Genomic DNA, 22782 nt, shown 5'->3' with positions numbered 1-22782 from the left:
TCTGCACTCGAATTATTCTGTGGAGCCGTACCGATGGCAGGAAGCAGCTTGTTGGTGCTCATCGATGACATCGCCACCGTGCTTGATGACGTCGCGTTGATGACAAAACTGGCGGCCAAGAAAACCGCTGGTGTTTTGGGTGATGATTTGGCCCTCAATGCCCAGCAGGTCACCGGTGTGCGCGCCGAGCGCGAGATACCGGTGGTGTGGGCGGTGGCCAAGGGATCGTTTCTGAACAAGCTGATCCTGGTGCCCGCGGCACTGGCGATCAGCGCCTTCGCGCCCTGGGCGGTGACGCCGCTGTTGATGATCGGCGGTGCGTTTCTTTGTTTTGAGGGCTTTGAAAAGCTCGCGCACAAGTTTCTGCACAGCGAAGCCGAAGATCAGGCGGAGCACGCACAATTGACGCAGGCCGTGGCGGACCCTGAAGTGGATCTGGTGGCGTTCGAAAAGGACAAGATCAAGGGCGCGGTGCGCACCGACTTCATCCTGTCGGCCGAGATCATCGCCATCACCCTGGGCACCGTCGCCGGTGCACCGCTGACGCAACAGATCCTCGTGCTGTCGGGTATTGCGATTGTCATGACGGTTGGTGTGTATGGGCTGGTGGCGGGCATCGTCAAGCTTGATGACCTGGGGCTGTGGCTGACGCAGAAAGGCTCCGCTGCGGCCAAGTCGATGGGTAACGGTATCCTGCGCGCGGCGCCCTACATGATGAAGAGCCTGTCGGTGATCGGTACGGCGGCGATGTTTCTGGTCGGTGGCGGGATTCTGGTGCACGGCGTCCCGGCATTGCTCCATGCCATTGAAGGCGTGGCGGCGAGCACGTCGGTGCCGCTGCTGCTGTCGACCTTGCTCAATGCCGCGGTGGGCATCGTGGCGGGCGGGCTGGTGGTGGCGGTGTGGACGCTGATCGGCAAGGCACGCAAGGCGGTTGCCGGTTGACGGTGAACCCCGGCGTCGCACGCTGGCGACGCCGGGCCACGCTTAGAAGTGCACCTTGACCAGCAGGCTCGCGGTGTTCTGATTGGTGTCGAAGAACGGGGTGTCTTCGATGCCGTATTTGTCCTTCCAGTAGTCGTACTCGATACCGACGTACAACTGCTTCTCGCCCCAGCTCAGCGCCTTGCCCAGGTCGTATTTGATCTGCGGGTTGAAGTGCAGGTTGGCGTGGTAGGTGCCACGGCCGTTCTCGTCGTTGTCGACGACCCAGTCCATGAACCCATCGATCAGCACGTCGGATTTGCCCACAGCAATGGTGTAGGACCATGCCGGGGTGATCTGCCAGACGTTGTCACCGGCGCGGTCGCCTTCGGTATGGCGCTGGTAGAAGTTCAGCTGGAACCAGTCGAAGCCCGGGATGTCCAGGTCGAAGCCCGGGCCGATCAGGTAAGAATCGACGTCGCCTTCACCAGACTCGTAGGTCATGGCCAGCAGTACGTCCTTGACCGGGCCGAAGGCCAGTTTCTGGTCGAAGATCTTGCCGAACGACAGACGCGGGCTGAATTCGCCGTAGTAGGTGTTCGGGCCTACGAATGCGTCCTTCTCGCCGTTGTAGAAAATTTTGTCGATGAACAGGAAGTTGTCCCCGTACTTCCAGCCGTCGGCGTGCTCGAAGGTGAAGGTTTGCTGGATCTCGGGGTTGACGGCGAAGTCCTTGCCGTAGAGGTAGGTCAGGCTGTTGTTCTGCCACTGCAGCAGGTCACCGGCCAGGGCTTGTCCGCCGGCCAGCAGGCCGCCAGCGAGCGCGAGGCTCGAGAGAGTGCGTTTCATCGGTTGCTCCCAGTTTTAAGGTTTCAGTTCTTGTTGGATTTGGCGCCTGAAACGGCACCCTTTGTCTCAAAATCTTGTCCTGCTGGTCAACTTTTTTCTTCAAGTCGAAGCTATTCAGCAAGCGCTGCGCCGAGCGTGAAAATCGGCAACAGAAATCCTGATCGAGACAGAGAAAATTCGAGGGTTTTCGAGCGGGCGCGCAGAGTACAGACTCGCGCTGCAAGGCTCAAGCGCGAATTGGGAAACACTACAAGCGAGACGTTTTGAATCGGTGGGAGCGGATTTATCCGCGAATAGCATCACCACGGTGTGTCAGCCGAACCGCGTTGAATCTATTCGCGGATAAATCCGCTCCCACATCAATTAGAAGTGGGCCTTCACCAGAAAGCTGGCGACGCTCTCGTTGGTGTCCAGGTTGGGATTGTCCTGAATGCCGTATTTGTCCTTCCAGTAGCTGTACTCAAAGCCCACATACAGCTGCCTGGCGCCCATATTCAAAGCCTTGCCCAGGTCGTATTTCACCTGCGGGTTGAAGTGCAGGTTGGCGTGGTAGGTGCCACGGCGGGTTTCGTCGTTGTCGACCACCCAGTCCATGTAGCCGTCGATCAGCACGTCGGACTTGCCAGCCGGGATGGTGTAGGAGAACGCCGGAGTGATCTGCCATACCCGATCGCCGGGGCGGCTGCCTTCGGTGTGGCGCTGGTAGAAGTTGAGGGTGAAGTAGTTGAACCCCGGCACCGCCAGGTCGAAGCCCGGGCCGATCAGGTACGACTCGGTATCGCCTTCGCCGTACTCATAGGTCATGGCCAGCAGCACGTCCTTGATCGGCCCGAACGACAGGTCGCTGCCCAGTATCTTGCCGAACGACAGGCGCGGGCTGAACTCGCTGTAGTAGGTGTTCGAGCCTTTGTTCCGGTCGTCTTTGCCGTTGAAGAAAATCTTGTCGACGAACAGGAAGTTATCGCCGTACTTCCATTTGTCGGCGTGTTCGAAGGTCACCGTCTGCTGGATCTCGGGGTTGACCGAAAAGTTCTTGCCGTACAGGTACGTGAGGCTGTTGGTTTGCCACAGCAGAACGTCCCCCGCCATGGCCGGTACGGCCGCCAGCAGCCCGGCGCCGAGGAGCAGGGAGGTGCAAATGCGCGTCATATGAGGGTTCCCGATTGTTGTTATTGTCGGTCATTGGCAGATCTCGGGCACGCAGGTGCCCGTCGGCCTGAGTCTTTCAGGTCGTTTTTCAACGGTGAAACTAAAAAAGGGAGCCTGAGCAGGCTCCCTTGCTGGCTTAGTGCGAGTGCGCGTTCATCGCCTCACGCCCGGCACCGCCCAGAATGTTGAACAGCAGGTTCAACAACAGGGCGCTGACGGTTGCCATGGCGATACCGCTGTGGGTAATCGGCTCCATCCAGTGCGGCAGGTGCGCGAAGAACTCCGGACGCACCACGGGGATCAACCCCATGCCGACGCTGACGGCCACCAGCAACTGGTTACGGCGATCGACGATGTCGGCTTCCTGGAGAATGTTGATGCCGGTGGCGGTGACCATGCCGAACATGGCAATGGCCGCGCCGCCCAGTACCGCCGCTGGAATCGAAGCCACCAGAAAGGCCGCCTTGGGCAACAGGCTCAAGGCGATCAACAGGCCGCCGGCGACCACGGTGACGTAGCGGCAGCGTACGCCGGTCATTTGCACCAGGCCGATGTTCTGGGCAAACGAGGAGTGGGTGAAGGTGTTGAGAAAGCCTGCAAAAAACGAGGCGGCCGCATCGCACATCAGGCCACGGCGCAACATGCCCGGGGTAACTTCACGGTCGGTGACCTTGCCCAGCGCCAGGAACATACCGGTGGACTCGACGAAAATGATCACCACCACCAGGCACATGGACAGGATCGGCGCCAGGCTGAAGGTCGGCATGCCAAAGTGCAGCGGCGTGACGATGCGCAACCAGGGCGCATCCTCCAGGCCGCTCAGGTCAACCATGCCGATCATGCCCGCCACGCCATAACCCAGGCCCATGGCGATCAGCACCGAAACGTTGACCCAGAAACCGCGCATGAAACGGTTGATCAGCAATACGGTCGCCAGTACCAGGCCGGCGACCGCCAGATAAACCGGTGCGCCAAAATGGCTGGCATCCTGTCCGCCACCGGCCCAGTTGACCGCCACCGGAAACAGCGACAGGCCAATGGAGGTGATGACCGTACCGGTCACCAGCGGCGGGAAGAAGCGCACGATCCTGGACATGAACGGCGCGATGATCATGCCGAAGAACCCGGCGGCGATGGTTGCACCGAAGATGCCCGACAAACCCACGCCCGGCATGCCGGCCATGGCCACCATGCTACCGACAGCGGCAAAGCTGGCGCCCATCATCACCGGCATGCGAATGCCGAGCGGGCCGATGCCCAGCGACTGCACCAGGGTGGCAATGCCGGCGACCAGCAGGTCGGCATTGATCAAAAAGGCAATTTCTTCACGGGAAAGACCGGCGGCTTGTCCGATGATCAGCGGCACGGCAATCGCGCCCCCGTACATCAGCAATACATGTTGCAAACCCACCAGAATCAGTTGCATCAACGGAAGGGGCTGTCGTGGTGGCGCAGGGGGGATGTGCGCCTTGAGGGACTCGGACATGCAACACCTCGGATATTGTTTTTATTGTCAAGCTTTTGGTCTGGCGTCAGGCACGGCGCCATAGGAACACTGCCCAGGGCGAACCGTGGGCAGTTATTCAGTGCGGCCGTTGCCGGCCGCAGGGTGGGTCAATGGGTCGGTGCACCCTTGGCGATCCAGGCGCCAATGAGGTCACGTTCCTGCTGGGTCATCTGGGTGATGTTGCCCAGTGGCATGATCTGGGTGGCGACGGCCTGGGCCTGGATACGCGGTGCCAGTTGCTGGATTTGCTGCGGGGTGTCGAGCATCACGCCGCCGGGCGCAGTGCTGAACAGCGGGCTGGTCGGTTTGGCCGAATGGCAGACCGTGCACCGCTCCTGGATAACGCTGTGAATCTTCTCGAAACCGGCATCGTCCAGAGCAGCGACAGCGGCTGGCTTCTCGGCCGCTACAGCGGCAGGTGCAGGCTCAGCGGCTTTCTCGGCAGCGGTCTTGCCGCCCACTGCGGTTTCCGGCAGGGGTTGGTACTCGATTTTCGCCGCCGCTTGCTCAGGCGCAGACGGCATCGGTGCAGGGCCGGTGACGTAGGCCAGGCAGATCATCGCCAGGGCGCCGACTGGCAGGGTCCAGGCGTACTTGTTGCTCTCGTGGCGGGTGTTGAAGTAGTGACGTACCAACACCGCTGCGATCGCGATACCGGCCAGGATCAACCAGTTGTACTGGCTGCCGTAGGTGCTCGGGAAGTGGTTGCTGATCATGATGAACAGCACCGGCAGGGTGAAATAGTTGTTGTGACGCGAACGCAGCAGGCCTTTGGCGGGCAGCTTCGGGTCCGGGGTGCGGTTCTGCTCGATCGCCGCCACCAGCGCACGCTGGGCCGGCATGATGATGCGGAACACGTTACCGACCATGATGGTGCCGATGATGGCGCCCACATGCAGGTACGCGCCACGACCGCTGAACACTTGGCTGAAGCCGTAGGCGGCGCCAATGATCAGCACGAACAGGATGCCACCCAGCAACGCAGGGCGTTTGCCCAGGGCCGAGTCACACAGGAAGGAGTAAATGAACCAGCCGGCGAACAGCGAGCCGAGACCGATGGCCACGCCTTCCGGGCCGCTCAGGGTGCTGCCGGGGGCCAGCAGGTAGAGCGTCGGGTTGGAATAGAACACCACGCACATCAGCGCGATACCCGACATCCAGGTGAAGTAGGCTTCCCATTTGAACCAGTGCAGGTTCTCCGGCATTTTTGGCGGAGCCAGCTTGTATTTTTCCAGGTGGTAGATACCGCCACCGTGGATCGCCCAAAGGTCACCCGACAGTCCGTCGCGCGGGTTGACACGGTTGAGGTTGTTTTCCAGCCAGACGAAGTAGAACGAGGCACCGATCCAGGCGATACCGGTGATCATGTGAACCCAGCGCACGCTCAGGTTCAGCCATTCGAACAGATGTGCTTCCACAGTATGTACCTCTTGCCGGCCTTCGAACGTCGATGGCCAGCCTTCTCTTATTGGTGGGGGGCGAGGACCAGCAGCTCGTCCTCATTGAAAAAATGCTCATCGCAGTTGTTGCCAGAACCACTGCGATCAACCACCAGGAAGTCATCCCGCTTTTCGATCGTCAGCACCGGGTGGTGCCAGACGCCGCGATGGTAATTAATGCCCTGCCTGCCGTTGGTGACGAAGGCGCGGACCAAACCTGATACAGGTGCATCGTCAAGTGGCGCGACCACGATCAGAAAGGGGTTGCCGAGCAGCGGTATGAAAGCCTGGCTGCCCTGCGGATGGCGCTCCAGCATGCGAATGGTCAGCGGCATGTCCTGCGCGTCGGCGCGGAAGATGCTGATGATCGCCTTGTCTTCTGGCTGGGCCGTTTCGACCTCGGCCAGACGATGGAAGCGCATGGTCGAGCCATTGTTGATCATGAAGTGATCGCTGCCGTCGGTTTCAATCACATCACCGAAGGGGGCGAAAGCTTCTTTGGTCAGGGGCTCAATCACTAAAGTGCGCATGCGGATTCTTCTTTATTCAATGTGGGTAGAAACTCAAGGCCGGCCGCGATGCGCGCGGCCGGCCCCGAGGGTCTTACTTCGCTACCTTGCCCAGTACGCGCAGACGGCTGATGCCACCGTCAGGGAATACGTTGATACGAATGTGGGTGATCGGGCCCAGTGCCTTGATCTGCTCGGCGAAGGTGTGTTCGGCGTGCATTTCCAGCTTCTGGCTCGGCAGCAGTTCACGCCAGAACAGGCTCTGGGTTTCGATCTGGCTGTCGGTACCGCCCTTCACGAACGCGCCCTGGATCGAGCAGCTGTCCGGGTAGTTGCCTTTGAAGTGCAGGGTGTCGACGACGACTTTTTCAACGATACCGGCATGGCCCAGGGCGACGATCACCCAGTCATTGCCCGGGGTGCGGCGGCGGGCGGTTTCCCAGCCATCGCCCATGTTGATGCCGCGGCCCGGGTTGAGGATGTTGCTCATGCGGCCGAAGTGCTCGTCGGAGCAGGCCAGCGCACGGCCGCCGTTCAGGGCTGCGGCCAGGTCAATCTGCTCGTTGTCGCCGATGGCCGACCAGTCGCGGAACGGCACGCCGTAGACGCGCAGGCGAGCGACGCCGCCGTCCGGGTAGATGTTGAAACGCAGGTGGGTGAAGGCCTGGTCGTTGTTGATTTCGTGGTAGTGATGGCTGTTGCCTTGCAGCTCCACGGCCGACAGCACTTCAACCCACTGGGTGTTCTCGCTTGGGTCGCCTTCAGCCACGAAGCAGCCTTCCAGGGACGCCGATGGCGGGAAGTTGCCGGTGAAGTGCGAAGTGTCGATGTCTACGCCCTTGATCGAACCCGGTACGCCCAGGCGGATGACCGCACTGTCGAAGCCTTCGAAGCGCTTGCGGCGCGATTCCCAGCCGTCCATCCACTTGCCGTTGTCATCGAACACGCCTTCTTTCCAGACCGCAGGGGTCGGCTGGAACAGGCGGTTGACGTCGGCGAACCAGTCGTCGGTGACGGAGATGGCTTTGGTGCCCAGGCGCGCGTCGGCCAGGTTGACGAATTTCTCGAAGGGTACGGCGTATGCTTTCATTTTTTCTTGTCTGCCTTGAATAGGTGGCTGGGGATGCTTGCCTGGCGCAGGCCGCTCGGCGTTCTTGAGCGGGCCCTTGCCGGGCTCACTAAAGCTGCAGTAATCGGAACAGGGCGATCAGGTTGATCTGTGCCAGCGCTTCCTTGAACTCTGCTTCTGCCGAGTTGTGGATGCGCGTTTCGAACGCGGCAAGGATCTGATGCCGGTTGCTGCCTTTTACCGCCATGATGAAGGGAAACTTGAACTTGGCTTTGTAGGCGTCGTTCAGCTCGGTGAAGCGTGCGAACTCTTCGGCCGTGCATTGGTGAATACCGGCGCCAGCCTGTTCATTGGTGCTGGCTTCGGTCAGTTGGCCCTGGACGGCGGCTTTGCCGGCCAGGTCCGGGTGAGCGTTGATCAGGGCCAGTTGGCTGTCATGATCGGCGCTCAACAGGATATCGCTCATGCGCTGGTGCAGGTTTTCGATCACGTCCAGCTCGCTGAGCTGGCCCAGGTCGAAGGCCTTTTCGGCAACCCATGGCGAGTGTTCGTAGATGTCCGCGAACGCGGCCACAAAGGCATCGCGGTCCAGGGACGAAGGTGTGACAGTCTTGAACTGGCTCATTTCGCAGTCTCGGCGTTGAAAGGGTGTGTGGCGTGCCAGTGACGGGCGATATCGACGCGGCGGGTGAACCAGACCTGCTCATGGCTCTTGGCGTATTCGATAAAGCGCTTGAGTGCAGCCAGGCGGGCAGGGCGGCCGACCAGGCGGCAGTGCAGGCCGATCGACAGCATTTTCGGGGCTTCAGCGCCTTCGGCGTACAGCACATCAAAAGCGTCTTTCAGATACTGGTAGAACTGTTCGCCGTTGTTGAAACCCTGAACCTGGGTGAAGCGCATGTCGTTGGTGTCCAGGGTGTAGGGGATCACCAGGTGCGCCTTGCCGGTCGGGTTGTTGCTTTCCCAGTAGGGCAGGTCGTCGTCGTAGGTGTCGGAGTCATAGAGGAAGCCGCCTTCCTCCATCACCAACCGACGGGTGTTCGGGCCGGTGCGGCCGGTGTACCAGCCCAGCGGGCGCTCGCCGGTGATCTCGGTGAGAATGCGGATGGCTTCGAGCATGTGCTCGCGCTCCTGGCTCTCATCCATGTATTGGTAGTCGATCCAGCGGTAGCCGTGGCTGCAGATTTCGTGGCCGGCTTCGACCATGGCGCGGATCACATCGGGGTGACGCTGGGCGGCCATGGCGACGGCGAAGACGGTCAGCGGTACGCCCTGGTCCTTGAATAACTTGAGCAGGCGCCAGACGCCAGCGCGGCTACCATATTCGTAGAGCGATTCCATCGACATGTTGCGCTCGCCCTGCAGCGGCTGGGCCGAGACCATTTCCGACAGGAAAGCTTCGGACTCCTTGTCACCGTGCAGGATGTTGCGCTCGCCGCCTTCCTCGTAATTGAGCACGAACGACAGGGCGATGCGGGCATTCCCCGGCCAGCGCGGGTGAGGTGGGTTGTTGCCATAACCGATCAGGTCGCGAGGATAGTCAGCGCTCACTGCAGTCTTCCTTCTTGTTCGTGATAACGAGGTGTGGCGTCCCGTCTGGCGGGGGTTGTCCACAGCGATGAGCTGATTGTATACAACTTTATATTCGTTTTGTAAGCCTGTTTTTTGCATTTCTTCTGCACGGCCTCTGCCCATGAAAGCTGCAAAAAACTTGCCTGATTGGTCAGATAATCTTGCTGCGCATCCTATCTGGCCTGATTTTGCGCCCTATTGGACCTTTGGCTAAGGGAATCGGCCGAACGGCATCGGATGCGAGAATTATTGTGTACAATTTTTCAATAAAGTGTCTTAATGTTCCTGCTGCCGCACGCGCTCGTGCCCTGCAACGGTGCGGCGTGGGTATTTTTGCAACCGATTTGATAAAGCGAGCAATGCAATGGGACGTTTGACCACGCACGTACTGGATGCAGCCCATGGCTGCCCTGGCAGCTCGATCAAGGTCGAGCTTTATCGCGTCGAAGGCCAGCAGCTTGAGCTGGTGGCCACGGCCCTGACCAACAGCGACGGTCGTTGCGACGCGCCGCTGTTGCAGGGCGATGATTACCGCAGTGGTGTCTACCAGCTGCAATTCGCCGCTGGCGACTACTACCGCAGCAAGGGTGTGGCGTTGCCCGAGCAGGCGTTTCTGGATGTGGTGGTGCTGCGTTTCGGCATCAGCGCCGAGCAGGATCACTACCATGTGCCGCTGTTGATTTCGCCGTACAGCTACTCCACCTACCGGGGTAGCTAGCCTCGATTCCTGGTCCGAATCTTCGTAGGTATTTTGCCCGCTCACACTGCGGGCTTTTTTTATTGTGCGCGTTGGCGCTTGAGCGAGAAACCTGCGCTTATACGCCCGCCGTTGGCCAAATACCAGCTGACAGTTCTGATAGTACCCATAGCGCCTCAATTCATATTCACTTCTGGCTAGCCAGGCCCCGTCGGCCAAGAACGGCTCGAATGCGCCGCTCCATGGCGCGGTGCTCACTGATACCACGATGGAGTATTGATTGATGTCCTATCCAATGGATGAACTGTTAACTTGGATGCGTGCGGAATCCCGGCGCCTGGGATGGGATCTGGTTGTTGCTACAGATCGAAATAAAACCAACCAGTTGTTGACGCAAGCTTATATTGAAAAGTTTTCTGAAAATAGTTACTTGCCACCGATCAGTGGTGAAGTGGACACAAACGAAAATCGGTGGAAAGAAGTCATCCACGATTTCGTGCTTTCCGTCCCCAGATTGTCGTTTGAGAATGTCAATGTTAATGATTCCAAAGCTCAGTTGGCCATGGATGTCATGGGCGGTGTTCAGTTTTCTATGGAAAAGGAAAGCAGCGGTTGGAAAATAATGAAGTTGAGCAGTTTCGACCCACTCCAAGGGCCGAAGCTATATTTGAAGCTTCTTTTGGCCGCGGCTCCCGGAAATGTGACTGAAGGCGGCAAGATCCTTTTGGACTTAAGTAACAGCGAAGATTTTCTGCTGGACTTTGCACAAACGCTTCACGAACAACGCTTGGGGGGGGATTTTTTCAGGGAATTGTTCAGGCGTTTGCCAGACGAAAAGCGCGTTTACCCGTTGGGCCAGGTCCAGATCGGTGGTCATGAACTGTTTAAGCCGCAATCCTTCCGTTTGCGTACCCAATCCAGCGGTGCATCAGCGCGCGACCCGAATTCCAAGGAGTTTGGCGACGGTGCCGTATTGACATGCGTCAGAGTACGAGGAAGCGGAAGCAGTGAAACCAGCCTACCGGGAGACAGTTATCGCTACCTTATCCCAAATGACCCTGAGAAGGAGTTTTCCGCCACTGCTCTACTGGACCTGAATCGGTTGGTGATGGTGCATGGTACTCGAATGCTGGAGAAATTATTTAAGCCTTCAGCATTTAGTTTTGACATCACTTCAGATAATGGAAAAATCACTGCTCGATCAGCCTCGGGGAACTTGTTCTTAGAAGCGTTCGTCGCTGACTTTAGCGAGCCTTTGATAGACTTACCTCTTCCGCCCTCCTCTCTGCCGGAGCTGATTGGCAACCTGTCGGTGAATTCGGTGCCGCTTTCAGTATCAGACATTGTTGTCGAAGCTGAAGGGGGCAGGCTAACCATGGAATGGAATGTTTCCGGCCGAATGGAAGGTGGTATTTCTGTTACAGGGGACGACACGGTCGTGGAGTTCTATTTGGTCGAATTTCCTGATGATTCCATAAGTTGGACATTTACATATGATGTTGAGAATAGGGTTCGCGTCGAATACGAGGTGGATTCAGATAAAAGCGACCTTGTTCTAAAGCGAGCGTCGTTCGATATGCTTTCCCAAAGCCAACCTCTACTAAGTGGCAAGCATGAAGCCTTCATTGCTTCGAGGGAGTGGTTGGAGGACTTGGGGAATGCTATAGATTTGGGAATTCGAAGATCCATTAAGAATGCAGTTGAAAATATTGGCGTGCTGGATGCGCTCAAAGAGGTCATCAAGGAGGAATTGCCATGCGCCAGTAGCGCAAGTGAAGTGTTCAACGACGTTATCAAATTCAATTTCGGCGAAACCATTCAGCTTACTGATCACCGCGCGACTCACGACGCGGTTGGTTTTGGTCGATTAGACTCAAGTAGCACCTCGTTTGTCATCGCCCCGCTATCCCCGGTAATCGCAGCCCAAGCAATCCAACAGTTCGATGCAGTCCCTGCGCAAACGGGATTGACCTGGACTGTTGAGAATGTGGTTGGGGCCTCAGGTGATGTCGGTACCATTGATCCTCGGACCGGCCGTTACCAAGCGCCAAGTGCGCAACATATCAACGGTGAATTCACACGTGTGCGGGTGACTGCCAGTAAACCTGGATTTTCAAGCTCGGCGCTGGTGACCGTGGCACGTAACGCGATCAATATGAACATGTTACTGCAGGTCTGTACTGCTGAAGATACTGTCACGCTCAAGGCGGGCACTTTGCTGGCCGGCACCCCGAAATGGTCGATTCCGCACCCGGCCGCTCACGGAGCGGGGCAGTTCCAGCCCAATGGCCTGGAATGCGTCTACACGGCAGGGAGGGCGAGTGGGGAGTTTGTCTCGGTGTATGCGTCCGAAATCATTCAGGTCGAGGTTAATGGGCAGAAGCGGTCAGCCCAGATACTGAACCAGCTCTATCAGCCGGATTTGACGGTTGAGGTTCTAGAGCAATCGGCAACTGAAGTTAAGTTGAAGGCTACCCGTAGAGACAGGGAATATAAGCCGGACTGGAAATTGGCACCCGGAAGTTCAGGCACGATAGATACCGAGGGAGTGTATCGACCCGATCCAGCTTCCAACGACTCTTACGTGTTGATTTTTGCAGACTACGATAACCGCGAGTTTGAAGGGCACATTGTGTTGCCCCTGCCGTTGAGCGAGTCTGCACAAGTCATGAAGCTGTTGTCCGAAGCGTCCAATTAACAGAAATGACTAGCGGACACTCTGTTCACGAGTAGAGCCATCACGGCCAGGGCGCCCACTATGTAGATCGCGTGGGTGGTCCTGGACGTGACCGGTTTTCAGCTGCGGCTAAGCAACGAAGCCGCGCCCGCCCCGCCAAACAGCCCCGCACTCACCCGATTGAACCAGCTCTGGCCTTTGCCGCTGCGCAGATAGTGCGCGGCGCCATGGGCGCCCAGGCCGTAGGTCAGTTTGCAGCTCAGGTCCAGCACGGCCCAGGAAGCGATCATGATCAGCAATTGGCCGAGCAGCGGCCGCTCGGCGCTGAGAAACTGCGGCAAGAAGGCGGCGAAAAACAGAATGTCTTTCGGGTTGCTGGCGCCCAGCGCAAAGGCACGCCAGAACAGTGCGCGAAAGCGCGGTACTGGCTGCGCCTCGGGCACGTTGGCGGCCTGGGCCGGTTGACGAGACTGCTGCCAGCTCTGCCAGGCGAGGTAGAACAGGTATACGCCGCCGACGATTTTCAGGACGCTGAACAATTGCTCCGAGGCCATCAGCAATGCGCCCAGGCCCAGGGCCGAGGCGCTGAGCAGGCAGATCGAGGCGCTGACCCCGCCGAGGAAGGCCGGGTAGGATTTGCGCAGCCCATAGTTCAGGCTGTTGCTGATCATCAGCAACGACAGTGGCCCCGGGATCGCAATCACGACCAACGCCGCGCCACAGAACAACAGCCAGGTTTCCACACTCATTACATTTCTCCTTATGTGCGAAAGCCCCACCCAAGGGGTGAGGCTGTTTTTACCGCATTACCTCATTACCGCATTTACAAAAATACGAACTTGGCGATGAAGATGGCGCACAGCACCCACAGGCTCGCCGAAATCTCCTTGTGCTTGCCGGTGCCGGCTTTCAGCACCACGTAAGTGATAAAGCCCAGCGCAATCCCGTCGGCGACCGAGAAGGTCAGCGGCATCATGATCAAGGTGACAATCGCCGGGATGCTGTCGGTGGCTTCGTCCCACTCGATGTGGGCCATGCTGCCCATCATCAGCATGGCTACATAAATCAGTGCACCCGCGGTGGCGTAAGCGGGAATCATGCCGGCCAGTGGGGCAAAGAACATGGCCGCGACGAACAGGACTCCCACCACTACAGCGGTCAGGCCGGTGCGGCCACCGGCGGCAACGCCGGCCGCGCTTTCTACATAACTGGTGACCGGTGGCACGCCGACCACCGCGCCGAATACGCTTGAGGCACTGTCGGCCTTGAGGGCGCGGGAGAGGTTTTCGATCCGGCCATCGGCATTGACCAGATTGGCCCGTTGCGCGACGCCCATCAGAGTACCAGCGGTGTCAAACATGTGCACAAAAAGAAAGGCCAATACTACGCTTATCATGCTGATATTGAATACACCTGCCACGTCCATGGCCATCCAGGTCGGGGCCAGGCTCGGCGGCAGCGAGAAGACTCCGCCGTATTCGACCAGCCCCAGGCCCCAGCCGGCCAGGGTCACGGTAATGATGCTGATCAGAATGGCGCCGAACACGCGGTGGTAGCTGAGCACGGCGATCATCAGGAAGCAGATGCCGGCCAGCAGAGGGCCTGGTTCACTCAGGTGGCCCAGCTTGATCAACGTCGCCGGGCTGTCCACAACGATACCCGCAGTCTTGAGGCCGATCAGTCCGAGAAACAGTCCGACGCCGGCGCCCATGGCATGTCGCAGGCTGACCGGGATGCTGTTGAGCAGCCACTCGCGCACTCGCGACAGGGTCAGGAACATGAACAGCACACCCGAGACGAATACTGCGCCCAGTGCGGTTTCCCAGGAGTAGCCCATGGTGCCGACCACGGTGTAGGTAAAGAAGGCATTCAAACCCATGCCCGGCGCCAGGCCGACTGGCCAGTTGGCGTACAGGCCCATCAGCAGGCAGCCGAGCGCGGCGGCGATGCAGGTAGCGACGAATGCCGCGCCGTGGTCAATCCCTGCGTCGGCCATGATGTTCGGGTTGACGAAAATGATATAGGCCATGGTGATGAAGGTGGTCACCCCGGCGATCATTTCGGTCTTGACGGTGGTGCCATGCAGCTTGAGTTTGAAAATCCGTTCCAGCCAGCTCGGGTTGAGCGGTGGTGCGAGATCCAGCGTAGGGGCTTCGGATTTGTTGCTTTCCACAGCGTGTACTCCTCAAGACTCTTTTTGTTTTGCAGAACCGTTCCTGAGACAGGGCACTAGGGGGTTCTGTGAGGCGGATGGGATGATGCAGCTGATCAAGTCATTTAGTTGACCGCTAGGTCAGGAACTGCACGTGTGGATTATGCTGTTGTATACAAATAATGCAAATACTGTTTTATGTTTTGTTGACAGGATAACCGGCTAGAACGCTATAACTGTCATGCGGCCCTGCAGAATCGGGCGCCACTGTGTACAATGTGCGCAGTTTTCCTTGTGTTTTTACTTGCCAGGGACCTACTGCCTGGTATTACAGTCGCGGTATCCCTGCCAACCCTGCTCTCGAGTGCCCATGAACGATCAGCTGCAACCCCTCAAGAAACCCGCGCGTGCCGGCAAGGCCGGGCGCAGCGGCACCCAGGACGACATCGTCTACGCGCATATTTTCGAGGCGATCCTCGAACAACGCCTGGCGCCAGGGACCAAATTGAGCGAGGAAGCCCTGGGCGAGATTTTCGGCGTCAGCCGCACCATCATTCGTCGCGCCCTGTCGCGCCTGGCCCACGAGGGTGTGGTGCTGCTGCGGCCCAACCGTGGCGCGGTCGTCGCCAGCCCAAGCGTTGAGGAGGCACGGCAGGTGTTCTTCGCTCGGCGCATGGTCGAGCGCGCCATTACTGAATTGGCCGTCGAGCACGCCACCGCCGAGCAACTGGCCGAGCTGCGGCAGATGGTCCATGAGGAGCGCGAGAGCTTCTCCCGTGGCGATCGCGGCGCGGGTATCCGACTTTCCGGGGAGTTTCACCTCAAGCTGGCTGAAGCGGCCATGAACGCGCCGTTGATCAGCTTCCAGCGCAGCCTGGTCTCCCAGACCTCGCTGATCATCGCCCAGTACGAAAGCGGCAATCGCTCGCACTGCTCGTACGACGAACACACCCAACTGATCGATGCCATCGAAGCCCGCGACGCGGCGCTCGCGGTCAGCCTGATGATGCATCACATGGACCATATCGACAGCAAGCTCAACCTCGACGAGGAAAGCGCGTCGGACGACCTGCATGCGGTGTTCTCGCACCTGCTTCAAGTCAAGAAGCCCGCCAAGGCCTGACCGACACTGCCCCGGTAGGAGCAGGGCTTGCCCGCGATGAAGGCGCCGCGTATTTCTGGACTTGCGCGTCATCGTTCATCGCAGGCAAGCCTGGCTCCTACCGAACCAAAACCCCCCCTATCAGCTACAACTGCGCAAGTGGCGGGAAGTGCCGCTTCTGCTAAATTGCACTGAGCAGTACAGCAAACCTTCATCAAGCAGTTGGGCTTGCGCTTACGACGTTGGCATTCAACTCACTTGAGGACAGGTTCATGTCTATGCCTTTGAGCAAACGTATGGCAGCAGAACTGATCGGTACCTTCTGGCTGGTACTGGGCGGTTGCGGCAGCGCAGTGATTGCGGCTTCATCTCCGATTGGCATCGGTCTGGTCGGCGTTTCCTTCGCCTTCGGCCTGACGCTGCTGACCATGGCATTCGCCTTGGGTCATATCTCCGGTTGTCATCTCAATCCCGCGGTTTCGGTGGGCCTGGTGGCGGGCGGGCGGTTTCCGGCCAAGGAATTGCCGGCCTATATCGTCTCGCAGGTAATTGGCGGCATCCTCGCGGCCGGGGTGATCTACTTCATCGCCAGCGGCAAGGCCGGGTTTGAATTGTCGGCGGGGCTGGCTTCCAACGGTTACGGCGAGCATTCGCCGGGGCAGTATTCGCTGGCGGCAGGGTTTGTCAGTGAGCTGGTCATGACGGGGATGTTCCTGGTAATCATCATGGGCGCCACCGACAGCCGGGTGCCGGCAGGCTTTGCGCCGATCGCCATCGGCCTGGCCCTGACGCTGATCCACCTGGTGTCGATTCCGGTCACCAACACATCCGTGAACCCTGCGCGCAGCACGGGGCCGGCGCTGTTTGTCGGCGGTTGGGCGTTGCAGCAGTTGTGGCTGTTCTGGGTGGCGCCGATGATCGGGGCGATCATCGGCGGCGGCTTGTATCGCTGGCTGGGCCGGGAACACCCGACTGCTTCAGCGCTGGTGCACCCGGCTGCCGGCGGCGAAGGTCTGTAGTACGGTGCGATCGTCGCCCAGGGTCATCAGCACGAACAGCGTCTCTTCAATACTGCGCGACTGCTGGATGCGGTATGACAGCAGGGGCGTGGCGTTATAGTCCAGCACCACGAAGTCGGCATCGGTGCCCGGTTGCAGGGTGCCGATCCGATCTTCCAGGCGCAATGCCCGCGCGCCCCCCAGGGTCGCCAGGTACAGCGACTTGAACGGGCTCAGGCGCGCGCCCTGCAATTGCATGACCTTGTAGGCTTCGTTCAGTGTCTGCAGTAGCGAGAAGCTGGTGCCGCCGCCCACGTCGGTGCCCAGGCCGACATTGACCTTGTACTTTTCGGCCTGTGGCAGGTTGAACAGGCCGCTACCCAGAAACAGGTTCGAGGTCGGGCAGAAGGCGATCGCCGAACCGGTTTCGGCCAGGCGCTTGCACTCGTCGTCGCACAGGTGCACGCCGTGCGCGAACACCGAGCGCTCGCCGAGCAACTGGAAGTGGTCGTAGACATCCAGATACCCCGAACGCTCGGGGAACAGCTCCTTGACCCAGTCGATCTCCTTGAGGTTCTCGCTCAGGTGGGTCTGCATGTACAGGTCCGGGTATTCGCTGAGCAACTGCCCGGCCAGGGTCAACTGTTCCGGCGTGCTGGTCGGGGCAAAGCGCGGGGTGACGGCGTAGTGCAGGCGGCCCTTGCCGTGCCAGCGGTCGATCAGCGCCTTGCTCTCGATATAGCTGGATTCGGCGGTGTCAGTCAGGTAATCCGGGGCGTTGCGGTCCATCATCACCTTGCCGGCGATCATGCGCAGGTCCAGGCGCTCGGCTTCTTCAAAGAAGGCATTGACCGACTCGGGGTGCACGCTGCCGAACACCAGCGCGGTGGTGGTGCCGTTACGCAGCAGTTCTTCGACGAAAATCTTCGCCACCTTGTCGGCGTGGGCCTGATCCTTGAACTGGCGCTCGCACGGGAAGGTGTAGGTGTTCAGCCAGTCCAGCAGCTGTTCGCCGTAGGAGCCGACCATGCCGGTTTGCGGCAAATGAATGTGGGTATCGATAAAGCCCGGGGTGATCAAGGCGTCCTGATAGTGGACGATCTCGATATCAGCAGGCAGGGTCGGCAGCAGCTGTTCGGCTGCGCCCACCGCTTCGATGCGGCCGCCGTCGACCACCAGCAGGCCGTCGGCGAAATATTCATAGGACGCCTCCACACCCACGTCGGCAGGGTCGGCAAGGCTGTGCAGGATCGCAGCGCGATAGGCTTTTCGGGTCAGGCTCATAGCAGTCTCATTGAAGGGCTTGGCTGCGGCGCGAAGCAGGCAGCAGTTGGGCAATGGGGCCGGCTCCGGCTTTGGTTTGCTGGCCGAAGGTGGCGTTGTAAGTGGCGATGATTTCAGCGGCGATCGACACCGCGATCTCGATGGGCAGCTTGCCTTTGACTTCCGCCAGGCCCATCGGGCAGCGCATGCGCTGCAGGTGCTGATCATCGAAACCGCGTTCACGCAGACGATGCTCGAACTTCACCCGCTTGGTTTGCGAGCCGATCAGGCCGAACCAGGTAAAGTCATTGCGCTTGAGAATCGCGGCGGTCAGCTCCAGGTCGAGCTGATGGTTGTGGGTCATCACAATGCAGTAGCTGCCGGGCACAAGCTCGGCAACTTCGTCCACCGGCTCTTCGCTGATGATTTTGCTCACGCCGGCGGGAATGACCTCGGGAAACTCCTGCTCGCGCGAATCGATCCAGCGGATCCGGCAGGGCAGGGCGGCGAGCAGGGGGACCAGCGCGCGGCCGACATGGCCCGCGCCGAACACCGCGATCTGCGCCTGCACCTGCACCATCGGCTCGAACAACAGCACCGTGGCGCCGCCGCAGCATTGGCCCAGGCTCGCGCCCAGGCTGAAGCGCTCCAGGTGCGTGTCGTGACGACGGCTGGCAATCATCTCGCGGGCGATGCGCATGGCCTTGAATTCCAGATGCCCGCCACCGATGGTGTCGTACAGGTGGTCGGCACTGACCACCATCTTCGAGCCGGCGTTGCGCGGCGTCGAGCCGCGCTCCTCGATGATGGTGACCAGCACGCAGGGTTCGCCACGTTCCTGCAGTTCGGCCAGGGCGCTGATCCAGTTGTTCATGACAGGCTCCTTATGCTTCCACTTCCGCAACCTGTGGCTCTGTACGCTCGGCCACCGCCTTGCGCATTTGCTCGCAGCCCCACAGCACCCGTTCCGGGGTCGCCGGGGCGTCGATGCTCGGCTGCCGGCGATAGTCGGCCAGGCTCGCCACGGCATCCTTGATCGCGCACCATGGGGCAATCCCGAGCATGAACGGCGGCTCGCCGACGGCCTTGGAGTGGAACACCGTGTCTTCCGGGTTCTTGCGGTTTTCCACCAGGTGCACGCGCAAATCGATCGGCATGTCGGCCACGGCCGGGATCTTGTAGCTGGCCGGGCCATTGGTCATCAGCTTGCCCTTGGCGTTCCAGACCAGTTCTTCGGTGGTCAGCCAGCCCATGCCCTGAATAAAGCCGCCTTCGACCTGGCCGATGTCGATGGCCGGGTTCAGCGAGGCGCCGACGTCGTGCAGGATGTCGGTGCGCAGCATCTTGTATTCGCCCGTCAGGGTGTCGACGATCACCTCGGCGCAGGCTGCGCCAAAGGCAAAGTAATAGAACGGCCGGCCACGGGCCTGGGCGCGGTCGTAGTAGATTTTCGGGGTTTTGTAGAAGCCGGTGCTCGACAGCGAAACCTGGGCGAAATAGGCCTGTTGCACCAGCGCTTCGAAGGTCAGGATCTGGTCGCGGATGCGCACGTGACCGTTACGGAACTCGACGTCTTCCTCGCTGACCTTGTATTGGCGCGCGGCGAATTCCACCAAGCGATGCTTGAGGATTTCAGCGGCATTCTGGGCGGCTTTGCCGTTCAGGTCGGCACCACTGGAAGCGGCGGTCGGCGAGGTGTTGGGCACCTTGTCGGTGTTGGTGGCGGTGATCTGGATGCGGTTGAAATCCACTTGGAAGACCTCGGCCACCACCTGCGCGACCTTGGTGTTCAAGCCCTGGCCCATCTCGGTGCCGCCGTGGTTCAGGTGGATGCTGCCATCGGTGTAGATATGCACCAGCGCGCCGGCCTGGTTGAGGAAGCTGGCAGTGAAGGAAATGCCGAACTTGACCGGTGTCAGCGCCAGGCCCTTTTTCAGGATCGGGCTGTGGGCATTGAAAAGTCGGATCGACTCGCGACGCTCCTTATAGTCGCAGCTGGCTTCCAGTTGCGCGGTGATTTCCTCGAGCATGTTGTGCTCGACGGTCTGGTAGTAGTGCGTGACATTGCGCTCGGTCTTGCCGTAGTAGTTGGCCTTGCGCACGGCCAGCGGGTCTAGGCCCAGGTGGCGGGCGATGCTGTCCATGACTTCTTCAATCGCGACCATGCCCTGTGGGCCACCGAAACCCCGGTAGGCGGTGTTCGAGGCGGTGTTGGTCTTGCAGCGGTGGCCGTTGACCGTGGCGTCGCCCAGGTAATAGGCGTTGTCGGAATGGAACATGGCGCGGTCGACGATCGACGCCGAGAGGTCTGGCGAGCAACCGCAGTTGCCGGCCAGCTCCAGGTTGATGCCGTGCAGGCGGCCGGTGTCGTCGAAACCGACGTCGTACTCCACATAGAAGGGGTGGCGCTTGCCGGTCATCAGCATGTCTTCGACCCGCGGCAGGCGCATCTTGGTCGGCTGCCCGGTCAGGCGCGCGACCACGGCGCACAGGCACGCGGGGCTGGCGGCCTGGGTTTCCTTGCCGCCGAAGCCACCGCCCATGCGGCGCATGTCGACGACAATCTTGTTCATCGGCACGTCAAGTACTTCAGCCACCAGTTTTTGCACTTCGGTCGGGTTCTGGGTGGAGCAGTACACGATCATGCCGCCGTCTTCGGTGGGCATCACCGAGGAGATCTGGGTTTCCAGATAAAAGTGTTCCTGGCCGCCGATGTGCAAGGTGCCCTGTACCCGGTGCGGCGCGCTGGCCAGTGCGGTGGCCGAGTCACCGCGCTTGTGAGTGTGGCTGTCGAGTACGAAGTGGCGTTTGCGCAGGGCTTCGACCACGTCCAGCACCGGCTCCAGGTCTTCGTATTCGATGATCGCAGCCATGGCCGCCTGGCGGGCGGTGTCCAGGTCGCGGGCGGCGACGGCGATCACCGGCTGGCCAACGAACTCGACGGTGTCGATCGCCAGCAGCGGGTCGCCCGGCAGCAGCGGGCCAATGTCCTTGAGCCCGGGGATGTCTTCATGGGTGATGGCGATGCGCACACCCTCGAAGGCGTAGCAGGGGCTGGTGTCGATCTTCAGGATACGCGCGTGGGCGCGGTCGGACAGGCGCGCATACACGTGCAACTGGTTGGGAAAATCCAGGCGGTCGTCGATGTACACCGCTTCGCCGGATACATGTTTTTCGGCGCTGTCGTGCTTGACGCTGCGACCGACGCCGGTGGTCAGGTCCTGGCTGAACAGGGCTGCCAGTTCCGCCTGGGTTTTGGGCGTGTGGTTGTGGTTAGACATAAGCGGTCACCCGGGTTTCGATGTGCGGCGTTTGCAGTTCGATGAAGTATTTGCGCAGCAGGTTCTGCGCGCTCAGCAGGCGGTATTCCTTGCTGGCCCGGAAATCCGACAGCGGGGTGAAGTCTTCAGCCAGCGCGGCCACCGCGCGGTCAACGCTGGCCTGGTTCCAGGCATTGCCGAGCAACGCGGTTTCACAGGCCTTGGCGCGTTTTGGAATGGCGGCCATACCGCCGAACGCGACTCGCGCGTCCGTAACGATGCCGTTCTCTATCCGCAGATTGAAGGCGGCGCACACGGCCGAAATGTCGTCGTCCAGGCGCTTGGAAACCTTGTAGGCGCGAAAGCGAGTGTTGGCCTGGGGCAGCGGCACGATGATCTTCTCGATGAACTCGCTTTCCTGGCGCGCCGTGATGCGGTAGTCGATGAAGTAGTCTTCGAGTGCCAGTGTGCGGGTTTGGTTGCCCTGGCGCAGGACGATCTGCGCGCCCAGGGCAATCAGCAGGGGCGGTGAGTCGCCGATCGGCGAGGCGTTGCCGATGTTGCCGCCCAGGGTGCCCTGATTGCGAATCTGCAACGAGGCGAAGCGGTGAAGCAGTTCGCCGAAATCGGGGTAGTGTTCGTTTAGGGCGTCGTAGCAATCGGTCAGCGGTGTCGCGGCGCCAATCTCCAGGCGATCGTCGAAGCGCTCGATGCGCTTCATTTCCGACACATTGCCGACGTAGATCATCACCGGCAGGGCGCGGTGGAACTGGGTGACTTCCAGCGCCAGGTCGGTACCACCGGCCAGCAGCCGGGCTTCGGGGTGCGAGCTGTACAGGTCGGCCAGATCAGCGATGGTCAGCGGCACCATGCAGCGTTTGTCGCCGCTGTTGAGTTCGGCGATCTCTTGCGGGGCAATGGCCTTCAGGCGGGCGATGGTTTCACTTTCGCGGGCATCGAACTGGTCGCCGCCACGCTGGCAGCAGGCCTGTTCGGCAGCCGCCAGAATCGGGCGGTAACCGGTGCAGCGGCAGAGGTTACCGGCCAGGGCTTCCTGGGCCTTGTGCAGATCCGGTGCATCGCTGTTCTTTTGCAGGGCGAACAGCGACATCACAAAGCCCGGTGTGCAGAAGCCGCACTGGGAGCCGTGACACTCGACCATGGCCTGCTGGACGCTGTGCAGCTTGCCTTGATGCTTGAGGTCTTCGACGCTGATCAGTTGTTTGCCGTGCAGCGACGCCACAAAGGTCAGGCAGGAGTTCAGGCTGCGATAGCGGATGCGGTCGCGGCCGTTTTCATCCTGGCCAAGCTCGCCGACCACCACGGTGCAGGCACCGCAGTCGCCACTGGCGCAGCCTTCCTTGGTGCCAGGTTTGGCGCACTGCGAGCGCAGATACTCGAGTACCGTCAGATTCGGGTCCAGGGCGTGCTCGGTGCGCAACGTCTGGTTAAGTAAGAACTGGATCACGGAAGGCCTCACAGCGAATTATTGTTGTTGAGCGGACATGTGCAGAATGTAGTCAGCTCTGACTTTTGGGTCAATGGTTTTCTGACTTATGGGTCAAGAAAATCCCCGGCGGTGGTTCTGGCTGTGTAACTAGCTGGTACGTTAAGG

The 22782-nt window shown here is 60.0% G+C and carries 19 protein-coding genes; 5 read left to right on the top strand and 14 right to left on the bottom strand.

What is annotated here, in order from left to right; all coding sequences use genetic code 11:
- Positions 1–33 precede the first annotated feature (33 nt).
- Positions 34–945, top strand: coding sequence for a DUF808 domain-containing protein (locus GUY40_RS02560; RefSeq protein ID WP_166567365.1), 912 nt, complete (start codon positions 34–36; stop codon positions 943–945).
- A gap of 42 nt (positions 946–987) precedes the next feature.
- Here GUY40_RS02560 and GUY40_RS02555 read toward each other — a convergent pair whose 3' ends face one another.
- The 8 genes from GUY40_RS02555 to puuE all read right to left on the bottom strand — a co-directional run bounded on the left by GUY40_RS02555 (position 988) and on the right by puuE (position 8997).
- Positions 988–1773, bottom strand: a complete 786-nt coding sequence (locus GUY40_RS02555; RefSeq protein ID WP_166567364.1) for an outer membrane protein OmpK — start codon at positions 1771–1773, stop codon at positions 988–990.
- A 363-nt stretch (positions 1774–2136) separates the two neighbouring features.
- Complete coding sequence (locus GUY40_RS02550) at positions 2137–2922, bottom strand: outer membrane protein OmpK (protein WP_166567363.1); 786 nt, start codon at positions 2920–2922, stop codon at positions 2137–2139.
- A gap of 136 nt (positions 2923–3058) precedes the next feature.
- Positions 3059–4408 (bottom strand): nucleobase:cation symporter-2 family protein, encoded by a 1350-nt coding sequence (locus GUY40_RS02545; protein ID WP_166567362.1) that lies wholly within the window; start codon positions 4406–4408, stop codon positions 3059–3061.
- A 128-nt stretch (positions 4409–4536) separates the two neighbouring features.
- Positions 4537–5847, bottom strand: coding sequence for a urate hydroxylase PuuD (locus GUY40_RS02540; RefSeq protein ID WP_166567361.1), 1311 nt, complete (start codon positions 5845–5847; stop codon positions 4537–4539).
- Positions 5848–5894: 47 nt separating this feature from the next.
- Positions 5895–6398, bottom strand: a complete 504-nt coding sequence (locus GUY40_RS02535) for an ureidoglycolate lyase (protein WP_166567360.1) — start codon at positions 6396–6398, stop codon at positions 5895–5897.
- Between the two features lie 73 nt (positions 6399–6471).
- Positions 6472–7467, bottom strand: coding sequence for an allantoicase (gene alc / locus GUY40_RS02530; protein WP_166567359.1), 996 nt, complete (start codon positions 7465–7467; stop codon positions 6472–6474).
- Between the two features lie 88 nt (positions 7468–7555).
- Positions 7556–8071, bottom strand: a complete 516-nt coding sequence (gene uraD / locus GUY40_RS02525; protein ID WP_166567358.1) for a 2-oxo-4-hydroxy-4-carboxy-5-ureidoimidazoline decarboxylase — start codon at positions 8069–8071, stop codon at positions 7556–7558.
- A complete protein-coding gene (puuE, locus tag GUY40_RS02520) occupies positions 8068–8997 on the bottom strand; it encodes an allantoinase PuuE (RefSeq protein ID WP_166567357.1) in 930 nt (309 codons plus the stop codon). The genes uraD and puuE overlap by 4 nt, the downstream gene beginning before the upstream one ends.
- A 385-nt stretch (positions 8998–9382) precedes the next feature.
- On the opposite strand from puuE, the gene uraH reads away from it, so the two are divergent.
- Both uraH and GUY40_RS02510 read left to right on the top strand, forming a co-directional pair.
- Positions 9383–9736, top strand: coding sequence for a hydroxyisourate hydrolase (gene uraH / locus GUY40_RS02515; protein WP_166567356.1), 354 nt, complete (start codon positions 9383–9385; stop codon positions 9734–9736).
- Positions 9737–9998: 262 nt separating this feature from the next.
- Positions 9999–12413, top strand: coding sequence for a hypothetical protein (locus GUY40_RS02510; RefSeq protein WP_166567355.1), 2415 nt, complete (start codon positions 9999–10001; stop codon positions 12411–12413).
- Positions 12414–12511: 98 nt separating this feature from the next.
- On the opposite strand, the gene GUY40_RS02505 is transcribed toward GUY40_RS02510, so the two are convergent.
- Positions 12512–13141, bottom strand: coding sequence for a LysE family translocator (locus GUY40_RS02505; protein WP_166567354.1), 630 nt, complete (start codon positions 13139–13141; stop codon positions 12512–12514).
- A 74-nt stretch (positions 13142–13215) separates the two neighbouring features.
- Positions 13216–14565, bottom strand: coding sequence for an NCS2 family permease (locus GUY40_RS02500; protein WP_166567353.1), 1350 nt, complete (start codon positions 14563–14565; stop codon positions 13216–13218).
- 349 nt (positions 14566–14914) lie between these two features.
- On the opposite strand from GUY40_RS02500, the gene GUY40_RS02495 reads away from it, so the two are divergent.
- Positions 14915–15667, top strand: coding sequence for a GntR family transcriptional regulator (locus GUY40_RS02495; protein ID WP_166567352.1), 753 nt, complete (start codon positions 14915–14917; stop codon positions 15665–15667).
- 257 nt (positions 15668–15924) lie between these two features.
- Positions 15925–16665 (top strand): aquaporin Z, encoded by a 741-nt coding sequence (gene aqpZ / locus GUY40_RS02490; RefSeq protein ID WP_371924692.1) that lies wholly within the window; start codon positions 15925–15927, stop codon positions 16663–16665.
- On the opposite strand, the gene guaD is transcribed toward aqpZ, so the two are convergent.
- From guaD to xdhA, 4 genes are read right to left on the bottom strand one after another with little or no spacing between them, the layout of a single operon-like run.
- Positions 16624–17928 carry a guanine deaminase gene (gene guaD, locus GUY40_RS02485; protein WP_166567350.1) on the bottom strand — a complete coding sequence of 435 codons (1305 nt, stop codon included), beginning with the start codon at positions 17926–17928 and terminating at the stop codon, positions 16624–16626. The genes aqpZ and guaD overlap by 42 nt on opposite strands.
- A gap of 7 nt (positions 17929–17935) precedes the next feature.
- Positions 17936–18781 carry a xanthine dehydrogenase accessory protein XdhC gene (gene xdhC, locus GUY40_RS02480; protein WP_166567349.1) on the bottom strand — a complete coding sequence of 282 codons (846 nt, stop codon included), beginning with the start codon at positions 18779–18781 and terminating at the stop codon, positions 17936–17938.
- 10 nt (positions 18782–18791) lie between these two features.
- Positions 18792–21188 (bottom strand): xanthine dehydrogenase molybdopterin binding subunit, encoded by a 2397-nt coding sequence (gene xdhB, locus GUY40_RS02475; RefSeq protein WP_166567348.1) that lies wholly within the window; start codon positions 21186–21188, stop codon positions 18792–18794.
- Complete coding sequence (gene xdhA / locus GUY40_RS02470) at positions 21181–22635, bottom strand: xanthine dehydrogenase small subunit (RefSeq protein ID WP_166567347.1); 1455 nt, start codon at positions 22633–22635, stop codon at positions 21181–21183. The genes xdhB and xdhA overlap by 8 nt, the downstream gene beginning before the upstream one ends.
- Positions 22636–22782: the final 147 nt, after the last annotated feature.

Origin of the sequence: Pseudomonas sp. R5(2019) (assembly GCF_009905435.1) — a bacterium.
Lineage (GTDB): Bacteria > Pseudomonadota > Gammaproteobacteria > Pseudomonadales > Pseudomonadaceae > Aquipseudomonas.
Note: the sequence above shows the minus strand (reverse complement) of the source record. Positions and strands in the feature narration are given on the sequence as shown.